Below are 11,045 nucleotides of genomic sequence, written 5' to 3' on the forward strand. Positions count from 1 at the left end.
TTACCTTACCATTTTTGGGCTATTTTTGGCAAAGATTGCGTTAGCAATTGCTTAAGTGCTTCTGTCCAATTTACGGTAACTGATGGCTTCACTTAAATGAGGGATTTGAATTTGCGGTGATTGCGCGAGGTCGGCAATAGTGCGGGCGAGTTTTAAAATGCGGTGATAGGCGCGGTTTGATAAGCCAAATTTGTCCATTGCCTGCTCCAGTAAACGGTGTCCGGCTTCGGGCAATTCGCAGACGATTTTGACTTCTTTCGCGCTCAAGGCCGAATTGGCTTTGCCGGAACGCGCCAAGGCAATATTGCGTGCCGCCACCACCCGCGCCCGAATCGCCGCACTGCTTTCTTCGCCCGTCGCCGAACCTTTACGCAAGACTTCATGCGGCACATGCGGCACTTCCAGGTGCATGTCGATACGGTCTAGCAAGGGGCCTGAAATCCGTCCGCGATAACGGGCGACTTGCTCGGATGTGCAATGGCAACGGCCTGACGCATCGCCCAAATAGCCGCAAGGGCAAGGGTTCATCGCCGCAACCAATTGGAAACGCGCGGGAAAATCGGCTTGGCGGTTGGCGCGGGAAATGGTGATGTGTCCGGTTTCCAAGGGTTCGCGCAAAACTTCCAAGACTTTGCGGTCAAATTCCGGCAGTTCATCCAAAAATAACGTGCCGTTATGCGCAAGCGAGATTTCCCCAGGTTTAGGATTGCTGCCGCCACCCACCAAGGCCGCCGCCGACGCGGTGTGATGGGGTGAGCGAAACGGCGGTTTCAGCCAATTATTGACATTAAAGCCTTGGTCGCTAATCGATGCAATCGCGGCGGTTTCCTGCGCCTGTTGTTCGGTCAACAACGGCAAAATCGTCGGCAAACGCGAGGCGATCATGGATTTGCCCGTACCCGGCGGGCCTAGCATCAAGATGTTATGTGAACCCGCCGCGGCAATCTCAAACGCGCGTTTGACGTGGTATTGCCCATGCACATCGGCAAAATCCAATTCATGCAGCGTCGGTTCGGGTTCGGTTTGTTGGCTTTGCATGTCGATTTGCGTCTGCCCGCTCAAATGCGCACAGATTTGCAATAAATGCTCGGCGGGGATAATCTCCAAGCCCTTCACTAAGGCCGCTTCGGCGGTGTTTTCCTTAGGCACAATCAGTTTCCGCCCCTGCTTACGCGCTTGCAACGCAACCGGCAACACGCCGATGACAGGCCGCAATTCCCCGCCTAAGGACAATTCGCCGATACATTCATATTCCGCCAACCGCGCGGTGGGAATCTGCCCCGAAGCCGCCAAAATGCCTAGCGCGATGGCTAAGTCAAAACGCCCGCCTTCTTTCGGCAAATCAGCAGGGGCGAGGTTGATGGTGATGCGCTGCATCGGAAAATCAAACTGCGAATTTAGCAAGGCCCCGCGCACCCTGTCTTTGCTTTCCTTCACCGCCGTTTCGGGCAAACCGACGATGGACAAAGCAGGCAAACCATTGGAGACATGCACTTCGACGGTGACGAGCGGCGCGTCAATACCGGAACGGCCCCGGCTGTAGATGACGGCTAGGGATGACATAAGGACGCGGGAAAACTGGCAAGCATATTAATTTTCATAGACTTAGACGGGTGTTATATTGTCATTGCTATACGTAAATTGTATTGGCATTTATTATAGGTCAGGTAAAAGATTATAGCTGTAACGAAGCCATTGGAGAGAGCTATGCACGGTCAACAATTATTACAGGAAATAGAGGTTTTACCGCCGGAATTACAAAAACAAGTGTCCGATTTCGTCATTTTTCTACGCAAACAGCAACAACAGCAATTCATCCAAAAACGGACGGTAGGCGAATATAAGGAAACTATCGTCATTCATGATGATTTTGACGAACCCTTGGCTGATGATTTCTGGTTGGGCGGACAATGAATATCCTGCTCGATACCCATGTGTTCTTATGGCTGAGGACAGAACCTGAAAAAATCCCAGAACAGGTGTTGGCAGCGTATTACGACATAAACAACGATGTCTATTTAAGCCTTGCCAGCATTTGGGAAATGCAAATCAAGCATCAGTTGGGAAAACTTGATTTGGAAGTGCCGCTTAAAGACATGATTGAAAAACAGCGTGCCAATAATGGCTTGCAGATTTTATCTGTCGAACCTCGCCATATTTATGGCTTGGCAGAGCTGCCTTTCCATCATAAAGACCCTTTTGATAGGATAATTTTAATCCAAGCAAAATTAGACGGTTTGGAGCTTGCTACTGCGGATACCGCTTTTTGCCATTATGGTGTTAATTTGTTTTGGGATTCCTGAGTTAAATAAAACTTATCCAGAATAATTTGATTTACATCTTCTCCCGCAATTTCAAAAACCGCTGATACCTTGTCAGCGCAATATCCCCTTGTTCTGCCGCCGCCCTGACCGCACAACCCTTGTCCGAAACATGGCTGCAATCATTAAATCGGCATCCGTCCAATAAAGGCTGGAATTCGCGGTAGCCATGAGCCAGTTGATTATGGTTCATGTCGGCGAGGCCAAAAATCGCCACGCCTGGGCTGTCGATCAAATCGCCGCCGTCGGGCAAATGGTACAAAGTCGCGGCGGTGGTGGTGTGCCGTCCGTGTTTGGTGGTGGCGGAAATGGTGTTGGTTTTGAGTTCCTTATCGGGAATCAGCGCGTTAGTCAGCGAGGATTTGCCGACCCCGGATTGTCCGGTGAATATGCTGGTTTGCTGGTTCAGGGCCTGTTTCAAATCGTCCAGGCCATTGGCGGTGGTCGCACTGACGCGGTGCAAAGGATAGCCCAGTTCTTGGTAAATGCTAAGTTCCTGTTCGATGTCCGGCGAAGGCGGCAAGTCGGTTTTGTTCAGCACTAAAGCCGCGCTAAAGTCGTGGTTTTCGCAAATCGCCAAATATTGGTCCAGCAATAAAAAATCACAAAACGGTTCGGTGGCGAACACGACAAACACGGTGTCGATATTGGCGGCGACGGGGCGGGCTTTGTCGCCCCGGCTGGGGCGCAGCAGCACCGAGCGGCGAGGGAGAATTTCTTCGATGCGGCCTTGTAACAAGCCAGCTTCTGATAACAGCACTTGATCGCCGACCGCGACGGTGTCCACTTTCCGTCGCGTTTGGCAGAGCCAGATAATGCCGTTGACTTCTACGGCGATACCTTGACCTAAGTGGGCGATGACCAGACCTTGACACAAGTCCGCAGCCATCAGGCTTTGGCAATCAGATGGGCGATGCGGATGGCCGCTGGCGGATGGCTGTAGTGGAAGGCGGAATACAAGGGATCGGGGGTCAAGGTGCTGGCATTTTCTTCGTATAATTTCACCAAACCGCTGATCATTTTGCTGGCTTGGGAATTTTGCGCGGCGAAATCGTCGGCTTCAAATTCAAACTGGCGTTGGAAAAACGCCGTGATCGGCTGCATGAAAAAGGTGAACGTCGATGATACCAGCATGAACAACATCAATGCGGCGGCGTTGGATTTTTGTTCAATGCTGACACCCAGGCCCGTGTAAAACCAGTCTTGGTCGATTAACCAGCCTAACACGGCAAAACCAATCAGGCTCATGATAGCACTGGCGATGAGCATTTTAATGACGTGTTTACGTTTGAAATGTCCTAACTCATGCGCCAACACCGCTTCCAATTCTTCTTCATCTAAAGAATTGACCAAGTTGTCATAAAACACGATGCGTTTGTTATTGCCCAAGCCCGTGAAATAAGCGTTGCCGTGACCGGAGCGTTTCGAACCATCCATGATGAAAATGCCCTGGCTGTTGAATCCGCAACGTGCCAACAGGTTTTGGATGCGGTCTTTCAGTGAACCGTCTTCCATCGGCGTGAATTTGTTGAACAGCGGCGCGATCAGGGTGGGGAACAGCCAGCTCATCAATAAGGAAAAACCCATCAAAATCGCCCATGCCCACAGCCACCAGGACGAACCGATGCTGTCCATGACCCACAAAATCAATGCCAGTAAAGGCAAGCCGATTGCCGCACCTAAGGCTAGTTGCAGGGCTTGGTCTTTGGCAAATTGTTGGATGGTGCTTTTATTAAAACCGAATTGCTCTTCAATGACAAAAGTCTGGTAGAGGCTGGTGGGGATTTCAACCAGCATCATGATTAGAAACACGGATGCCGTTGCCAGCAAACCTGCCAGGATGGGCGAATCGAGCATTTGTGACCAGCAAGAAAAAGCCAGATTGATACCGCCGCCCAAAGTCAGCAATAGCAACACGGCTACGCCGACAATCCGGTCAACATCGCCCAGCTTGCCTTTTGCCAAGGTATAATCGGCGGCTTTTTGGTGTGCATCTAAAGAGACGCTGGCGAGGAAAGCTTCCGGCACTTCGCCACGATGCGCGGCAACATGGTTGGCCTGGCGTTTTGCCAGCCAAAATTCAATGCCAAACGATAAGATTAAGGCGATCAAAAAAAACAGCGTGAAGGTATTCATACGGGCAAACAAGTCAGGTTGGAGGGTTAGACGTTCAGTGTACCCAATGCTACACTAAGCGCAATAGCAAACACAACGGAATCGACATGGCGCAGGAACCCCAAAACCTTATCTGGATAGACTTGGAAATGACCGGGCTGAATCCCGACACCGACCTTATCATTGAAATGGCGACGATAGTCACCGACAAAGAACTTAATATCTTGGCGCAAGGCCCGGTCATCGCCGTACACCAGTCAGATGAAGCGTTGGCGGCAATGGATGACTGGAACCAAAAACACCACGGCGAATCCGGCTTGATTGAGCGGGTCAAAGCATCGGTTATTAATGATGCCGAAGCTGAGGCCATGACGATTGAATTTCTTAAAGAATGGCTTCCTGAACGGACATCACCTATGTGCGGCAACACGATAGGCCAAGACCGCCGCTTTTTAGCCCGCTACATGCCCCAACTGGAAGCGTTTTTCCATTACCGTAGCATTGATGTGTCCACTTTGAAAGAATTGGCGGCGCGTTGGGCACCAGAACTTAAGCAAGGCTTCAATAAACAAGCCAAGCACCAGGCCCTGGACGACATCATCGAATCCATAGAAGAATTGCGTTATTACCGGACGCATTTTCTTAAATACTAGCCATGAACCAACTGTTCGCCGTCGCGCTGGGCGGGTCTTTTGGGGCTGTGCTGCGGTTCTTGGTTTCTACAGGAGTCTATCACTGGCTAGGGCGAGGCTTCCCTTATGGCACGTTGGTGGTCAATGTCTTAGGTTCGTTTTTGCTGGGTTTGCTGACTGAGGCATTGGTGTTAAACCGCATTGCTTTTGCCTTGGATTACCGCGCGGCGATTCTGGTGGGTTTTATCGGCGCGTTCACCACCTTTTCGACATTTTCCCTAGAAACCGTTTATCTGCTGGAACAAAACCAATTCAGCAAGGCGGCGTTGAATATTGCGGTCAATGTCGTAGCGTGCCTGTTGGCGATTTGGCTGGGTTTGTTATGTGGCAAGGCTTTGGCGGGTAAGGCCATTGTTTGGGCGGGTGGGATATTCCCGTATGGCATCATTATCGTCAATGTCCTTGGCGCCTTGTTGATCAGCTCGGTTTCCAGCTTGTTATTGCTGAAAGTGCCGATGGCTATTGAACAGCAACTAACTTTGGTTATTGTTATGGCCTTTGCGTATTTGGGATTGTCCGGTTTATACGTTTTGCTGCATCTATTGGAGCATGGCTATTCATATTCCACGCATGAGCGTCTTTTGATGTTTAGTTTTGCGGCCAACACCTTTGCTTGTCTACTGGTGATGTGGCTAGGTTGGTTGGCGGTCAAGCCGTTAACAAATTTTTGTAATTCGTAGGGGATATACTCTACGGCTACTGTATACATTCAATCTACAAAAGGTAACTATGCTAGACCTCCGTTTATTCAGAACCGAACTTGATTTTGTCACGCAACAATTGCAACGCCGTAATTTTGCGTTTGATGCCAGTGCGTATGAAGCCTTGGAAAACCAGCGCAAGGCTATTCAAGTCAAAACTCAAGACCTGCAAAATGAGCGTAACAGCCGCTCGAAAGCGATAGGTCAAGCCAAGGCTAAAGGTGAAGACGTGCAGCCCTTGCTCGATCAAGTCCAACACTTGGGTGACGAGCTGAAAGCTGCTGAAAACGCATTGGCGGACATCCAAACGGCGATGACGGCTTTGCTGGAAGGCATTCCCAATATTCTTGACGAGGCCGTGCCGGATGGCAAAGACGAGGAATCGAATCTGGAAATCAGCCGTTGGGGTGAACAACCGAATTTTGATTTTACGCCAAAAGACCATGTGGATTTGGGTACAAGCAAAGGCATGGAATTTGAACTGGGCGTAAAAATCGCCGGTAGCCGTTTTGTCGTGCTGAACGGGCCGCTGGCGCGTTTGCAACGGGCGATTATCCAGTTGATGCTGGACACGCACACGGCTGAGCATGGCTATTCTGAAACCTATGTGCCGTTTTTGGTCAACGCCGATAGCCTGTATGGCACAGGGCAATTGCCAAAATTCGCCGCTGATTTGTTCAAGGCTAGCGAAGATCCCGCTTTGTATTTGATCCCGACCGCCGAAGTGCCGGTCACCAACATCGTCCGTGACACGATTATCGAAGCGAAAGAGCTGCCGTTGAAATTTGTTTGCCACAGCCCTTGTTTCCGTAGCGAAGCGGGTGCGTATGGGCGCGATGTGCGCGGCATGATCCGCCAGCATCAGTTTGAAAAAGTCGAAATTGTGCAAATCGTCAAGCCGGAAGCATCCGCCAAGGCGCATGAAGAATTGACCGCCCATGCCGAAGTGATTTTACAAAAACTGCACCTGCCGTACCGCAAAATGTTGCTGTGCGCGGGCGACACGGGTTTTTCTTCCAGCAAAACCTACGATTTGGAAGTGTGGCTGCCAGGGCAGGGCGCGTACCGCGAGATTTCATCTTGCAGTAATTTCAAAGACTTCCAAGCCCGCCGTTTGCAAGCCCGCTGGCGTAACCCTGAAACCGGCAAACCCGAATTGGTGCATACTTTGAATGGTTCTGGGCTTGCCGCAGGACGGACTTTGATTGCCGTGATGGAAAATTACCAAGATGACCAAGGCCGTATCCATATCCCACAAGCCTTATTGCCTTATATGGGTGGTTTGACGGTTATCGGCTAAGGCAACCTGCAATAAATAATCTTCTTGGAACAAGACAAAACATCGTCCACGAAAAGCACGAAAAAACGATTCAAAAGTATCGTGTTGTGGTATTTTTCGTGCTTTTCGTGTCTTTCGTGGACAATTCTTTTAGTGGATTAATCAGTTGTGTTGCGAATCTGTGGCGGTTTATTTTTGCGAGTTGCCTAAGATGCTATCCATTCCGGTGTCATCACCGGATTTTTTAATAATCACAAAGGCGTAGATTGATGAAGAACATAATTAAAGGCTTGCTGTTGGTGTCTGTATTGTCGATAGCCACAGCTTGGGCTGAAGAAGCGGTGCAGGAAGATTTGGTGCAAGCAGCGGCTATCCAGGGTGATGCCAAAGCCCAGGCAAAATTGGGCGCGATGTATTTGCTCGGCAATGGTCAGGAAAAGGACGAACAACAAGCCGCCGAATGGCTGCTAAAAGCCGCAGCTCAGGGCTATCTTGATGCCCAGGTGCTGGTCGCCGCCTTGTATGATCGTGGCATAGGTGTGAAAAGCGATGTCAAAACCGCGACAGAGTGGTACGAAAAAGCCGCCGCCCAAGGCCATACCGCATCGCTTGCGATCTTGGGCAAAAATCCGGTTGCGGCGGGTGGCGTGGCTTTCAGTTACCAGAAAATGCGCCTGAATGCCGCCAAACAAATCCCGACCGAATACGCTAAAAAAATCTTACTGACAAAATAATCTGATGACCATTACCACACGTTTTGCCCCTAGCCCAACAGGCTATTTACATGTTGGCGGTGCCCGCACCGCGTTGTTTTCTTGGTTGTACGCCCGTAAAAATGGCGGAACCTTTATCTTGCGAATTGAAGACACGGATTTGGAGCGTTCCACGCAAGCATCGGTGGATGCCATTTTACAAGGCATGGACTGGCTAGGTTTGGGCTATGACGAAGGCCCGTATTACCAAACCCAACGCTTTGACCGTTACAAAGAAGTGATCCGGCAATTGCTGGACACAGGACATGCTTACCATTGCTATTGCAGCAAGGAAGAATTGGAAACCTTGCGCAATGAGCAAATGGCGAACAAGGAAAAGCCCCGTTATAACGGGCGTTGCCGCGATCATGCCGTGGCGATTGCAGGCCGTGAGCCGGTTGTCCGCTTTAAAAATCCCGTTGATGGCGTGGTGACGATTCCTGACTTGGTCAAAGGTGACATTACCGTTGCCAATAAAGAATTGGATGATCTGGTTATCGCCCGTGCTGACGGCACACCAACTTACAACTTAACCGTGGTGGTGGACGACATGGATATGGGCGTGACCCACGTTATCCGTGGCGATGACCATATCAACAACACGCCACGGCAGATGAATATTTTGGCGGCATTAGGCGCGCCTTTGCCGAAATACGCGCATCTACCGATGATTTTAGGCGCGGACGGAGCGCGTTTGTCCAAACGCCACGGCGCGGTCAGTGTCATGCAGTTCCGTGACGAGGGTTATTTGCCGGAAGCCCTGCTCAATTATCTGGTGCGTTTGGGTTGGTCGCATGGCGACCAAGAAATTTTCTCAATAGCTGAAATGATCGAATTTTTCGAGCTGGAAGATGTAAACGGTTCAGCTTCTACGTTCAACATGGAAAAATTGTTGTGGTTGAACCACCAATACATCATGGATAGCGATCCTGAACATGTCGCTAAGCACCTGCTCTGGCATATTGAACAGCGTGGCATCAATCCCGCTGATGGCCCGGCTTTGGCGGATGTGGTCAAAGCGCAACGCGAACGCTGTAAGACCTTGGTGGAAATGGCGAATGCCAGCGTGTATTTCTATAAGGAATTCGATGCCTATGACGAAAAAGCTGCTAAAAAAGCCTTTTCAGAAGGTTCGGATGCGGTGTTGGCGCAGATTTATGACGCATTTGCCGCTGTCCCTGACTGGCAAGGTGATGCTTTGCACGACATTATCATCAAACTAGCCGAAACTTTGGAATTGGGCATGGGCAAAGTCGCCCAGCCGCTACGGGTTGCGGTTTGTGGATCAGGTGTTTCGCCAGCGATAGATGTCACTTTGTCATTATTAGGCAAGGAAAAAACGCTGGCAAGAATACAGAAGGCCATTGATTATTTGCATAATCAATAACCAAATTTTATTTCAATTACTAGATAATTCTGATTTATTAAACTTGCAAGTGTTTAGTCGAAAAAGCTCGAATAGACATGAAATTTAAAATAACTATTGGACATAATGGGTAATTTCTGTAAAATGGCTGGCTTTACTGCGGGGCCATAGCTCAGATGGGAGAGCGCTTGCATGGCATGCAAGAGGTCAGGGGTTCGATCCCCCTTGGCTCCACCAACACATTTAAGTCATCATATAGTTTAAGTCCCCATCGTCTAGCGGCCTAGGACACTGCCCTTTCACGGCGGTAACAGGGGTTCGAACCCCCTTGGGGACGCCATACCGTATGATATAACTTAAATAGGCCAGACTAAACCGAGTTTAGTCCCCATCGTCTAGCGGCCTAGGACACTGCCCTTTCACGGCGGTAACAGGGGTTCGAACCCCCTTGGGGACGCCATTAATAAAAAAGGCTATCTTTAGATGGCCTTTTTTTATGCCTGTTATTTTGCCACGGTCTGGGCAATGGCGGTTTTTAGTGGTTAATTTCGCCACTTGCCGAGAACAGGAAAAATTATGTTATTTTTATCCTTTAAGCCCTCCGCATTCGTTTTTCGGATGTTTTTTTATGCTAGAATCCAACACTGAAGATAGCTATTTGATTTTATTACCATACTCTAAGTAAGGATTTGTTGTGTGGCTAGATTCACTACTAAAATATTAACTATAAGGCATACCTATGAAACAATTAAAACAAACCGTAATTTCTATCGCTATGGCCGCAACTTTGGCAATGGCTTCATCGCCTATTTTCGCTGAAGCGACAGGTGAAGCTAAAGTTAGAGAGGCAGCAGAAGGTGCTATTGCCAAGATAGAAGAAGCGGTTAGTTTGGTAGAAAAAGGCGCGGACAAAAATGAGATTATTAAATCTATCAATGATGCGCGTCAGCTTCAAAAAGAATTCCGTTACGAACTTACAGAGCGTCAACGTCAAAAAGCCAATGACAAATTGAGAGTGGCACGCGATGGCTTTGAAAATGGTGAGATACAACCAGCCGAAGCAAAATTGAGAGAAGCTTTGGCGGGCTTTAAAGAAATGAAAGAATTTTACGACGCAAACCATAAATAATCAGTTGTCAGCCAGATCCGGTCTATTGGTCCAATAGCATCGGGTCTGTCGTTTGCAGGCTGGAAATAATTCGGGAAACCATAATATTTAAGCGGTTTTCAAGATTAAAAATATTTAAAGTATGCTAGAATAATTTTGTCACATAACTGTAAATAATAGTTATGCAGGCAAAATTTTTACGATAATAACAACTAGGGGACTAGTGAAATATGAAAAACTTAAAAAAAATCTTACTTTCTTTATTAGTAGCATCCGCAATGGGTGGTGTTTCAGCCGTTGCTGTTGCTGAATCTGATCCAGGCAGAATTACATACGCTCCTACTGAAGCGATTGACATGGTGGCAGCTAAAGTAAAAGTTGCTATTGATGCGGTCTCTACCGGTTCAGACGGCGAAGCCGTTGCGAAATTGATTAAAGACGCTATGGATGCGAGCAAAGAAATCAATGCCAATGATAAAGTTGATATGGCTCGTTCAAGAGCGAACAACAAATTAAAATCGGCACGTACCCATGCTAAAGAAAATGCGTTACAAGAAGCCGAACAAGAATTAAGAAATGCTTATAAAGGCTTCCAGGATCTGAAAGGATTGCTGTAAGCTCCTAAAACCATACTGGGATGCTTTTTGCAGGTTTCTTGGTATGGTTTTAAACCGCCCCGCAAATACTCGCTACAGCGCTGCTTGCCCAGGC

The 11,045-nt window shown here is 48.7% G+C and carries 12 protein-coding genes and 3 tRNA genes; 12 read left to right on the forward strand and 3 right to left on the reverse strand.

What is annotated here, in order from left to right:
• Positions 1–51: 51 nt before the first annotated feature.
• Positions 52–1,563: a YifB family Mg chelatase-like AAA ATPase gene (locus PHH59_RS02865; protein WP_300010920.1), complete on the reverse strand. Its 1,512-nt coding sequence runs from the start codon at positions 1,561–1,563 to the stop codon at positions 52–54.
• 144 nt (positions 1,564–1,707) lie between these two features.
• Between PHH59_RS02865 and PHH59_RS02870 the strand changes: the two genes are divergently transcribed.
• Positions 1,708–1,914 (forward strand): DUF2281 domain-containing protein, encoded by a 207-nt coding sequence (locus PHH59_RS02870; RefSeq protein ID WP_300010923.1) that lies wholly within the window; start codon positions 1,708–1,710, stop codon positions 1,912–1,914.
• On the forward strand, positions 1,911–2,303 hold the full coding sequence (locus tag PHH59_RS02875; protein WP_300010925.1) for a type II toxin-antitoxin system VapC family toxin: 393 nt from the start codon (positions 1,911–1,913) through the stop codon (positions 2,301–2,303). The genes PHH59_RS02870 and PHH59_RS02875 overlap by 4 nt, the downstream gene beginning before the upstream one ends.
• A 31-nt stretch (positions 2,304–2,334) precedes the next feature.
• Here PHH59_RS02875 and rsgA read toward each other — a convergent pair whose 3' ends face one another.
• Together rsgA and PHH59_RS02885 are read right to left on the reverse strand one after the other, a co-directional pair.
• Positions 2,335–3,210, reverse strand: coding sequence for a ribosome small subunit-dependent GTPase A (gene rsgA, locus PHH59_RS02880; protein ID WP_300010928.1), 876 nt, complete (start codon positions 3,208–3,210; stop codon positions 2,335–2,337).
• Complete coding sequence (locus tag PHH59_RS02885; protein WP_300010931.1) at positions 3,210–4,457, reverse strand: M48 family metallopeptidase; 1,248 nt, start codon at positions 4,455–4,457, stop codon at positions 3,210–3,212. Before PHH59_RS02885 ends, rsgA begins: the two co-directional genes overlap by 1 nt.
• Before the next feature lie 86 nt (positions 4,458–4,543).
• On the opposite strand from PHH59_RS02885, the gene orn reads away from it, so the two are divergent.
• From orn to PHH59_RS02935, 10 genes are all read left to right on the forward strand, one after another.
• Positions 4,544–5,089: an oligoribonuclease gene (gene orn, locus PHH59_RS02890; protein ID WP_300010934.1), complete on the forward strand. Its 546-nt coding sequence runs from the start codon at positions 4,544–4,546 to the stop codon at positions 5,087–5,089.
• Between the two features lie 2 nt (positions 5,090–5,091).
• Positions 5,092–5,808, forward strand: a complete 717-nt coding sequence (gene crcB, locus PHH59_RS02895) for a fluoride efflux transporter CrcB (RefSeq protein WP_300010937.1) — start codon at positions 5,092–5,094, stop codon at positions 5,806–5,808.
• Between the two features lie 49 nt (positions 5,809–5,857).
• Positions 5,858–7,129 carry a serine--tRNA ligase gene (serS, locus tag PHH59_RS02900; RefSeq protein WP_300010940.1) on the forward strand — a complete coding sequence of 424 codons (1,272 nt, stop codon included), beginning with the start codon at positions 5,858–5,860 and terminating at the stop codon, positions 7,127–7,129.
• A 248-nt stretch (positions 7,130–7,377) separates the two neighbouring features.
• Positions 7,378–7,842, forward strand: coding sequence for a tetratricopeptide repeat protein (locus tag PHH59_RS02905; protein WP_300010943.1), 465 nt, complete (start codon positions 7,378–7,380; stop codon positions 7,840–7,842).
• A gap of 4 nt (positions 7,843–7,846) precedes the next feature.
• Positions 7,847–9,247, forward strand: coding sequence for a glutamate--tRNA ligase (gene gltX, locus PHH59_RS02910; RefSeq protein WP_300010947.1), 1,401 nt, complete (start codon positions 7,847–7,849; stop codon positions 9,245–9,247).
• A gap of 140 nt (positions 9,248–9,387) precedes the next feature.
• A tRNA-Ala gene (locus PHH59_RS02915) sits at positions 9,388–9,463 on the forward strand.
• 27 nt (positions 9,464–9,490) lie between these two features.
• Positions 9,491–9,566 (forward strand) — tRNA-Glu (locus tag PHH59_RS02920).
• Between the two features lie 44 nt (positions 9,567–9,610).
• Positions 9,611–9,686 (forward strand) — tRNA-Glu (locus PHH59_RS02925).
• 279 nt (positions 9,687–9,965) lie between these two features.
• A complete protein-coding gene (locus PHH59_RS02930) occupies positions 9,966–10,355 on the forward strand; it encodes a hypothetical protein (protein WP_300010950.1) in 390 nt (129 codons plus the stop codon).
• 209 nt (positions 10,356–10,564) lie between these two features.
• Positions 10,565–10,951: a hypothetical protein gene (locus tag PHH59_RS02935; protein WP_300010953.1), complete on the forward strand. Its 387-nt coding sequence runs from the start codon at positions 10,565–10,567 to the stop codon at positions 10,949–10,951.
• Positions 10,952–11,045 lie beyond the last annotated feature (94 nt).

The sequence above is a fragment of the Methylovulum sp. genome, assembly GCF_028687615.1.
Taxonomy (GTDB): Bacteria; Pseudomonadota; Gammaproteobacteria; order Methylococcales; family Methylomonadaceae; genus Methylovulum.

Bases quoted from the DNA above. Each gene is read 5' to 3' on its own strand.
- PHH59_RS02865 (WP_300010920.1), bottom strand. From the start codon at position 1,563: ATGTCATCCCTAGCCGTCATCTACAGCCGGGGCCGTTCCGGTATTGAC.
- PHH59_RS02870 (WP_300010923.1), top strand. From the start codon at position 1,708: ATGCACGGTCAACAATTATTACAGGAAATAGAGGTTTTACCGCCGGAA.
- PHH59_RS02875 (WP_300010925.1), top strand. From the start codon at position 1,911: ATGAATATCCTGCTCGATACCCATGTGTTCTTATGGCTGAGGACAGAA.
- rsgA (WP_300010928.1), bottom strand. From the start codon at position 3,210: ATGGCTGCGGACTTGTGTCAAGGTCTGGTCATCGCCCACTTAGGTCAA.
- PHH59_RS02885 (WP_300010931.1), bottom strand. From the start codon at position 4,457: ATGAATACCTTCACGCTGTTTTTTTTGATCGCCTTAATCTTATCGTTT.
- orn (WP_300010934.1), top strand. From the start codon at position 4,544: ATGGCGCAGGAACCCCAAAACCTTATCTGGATAGACTTGGAAATGACC.
- crcB (WP_300010937.1), top strand. From the start codon at position 5,092: ATGAACCAACTGTTCGCCGTCGCGCTGGGCGGGTCTTTTGGGGCTGTG.
- serS (WP_300010940.1), top strand. From the start codon at position 5,858: ATGCTAGACCTCCGTTTATTCAGAACCGAACTTGATTTTGTCACGCAA.
- PHH59_RS02905 (WP_300010943.1), top strand. From the start codon at position 7,378: ATGAAGAACATAATTAAAGGCTTGCTGTTGGTGTCTGTATTGTCGATA.
- gltX (WP_300010947.1), top strand. From the start codon at position 7,847: ATGACCATTACCACACGTTTTGCCCCTAGCCCAACAGGCTATTTACAT.
- PHH59_RS02930 (WP_300010950.1), top strand. From the start codon at position 9,966: ATGAAACAATTAAAACAAACCGTAATTTCTATCGCTATGGCCGCAACT.
- PHH59_RS02935 (WP_300010953.1), top strand. From the start codon at position 10,565: ATGAAAAACTTAAAAAAAATCTTACTTTCTTTATTAGTAGCATCCGCA.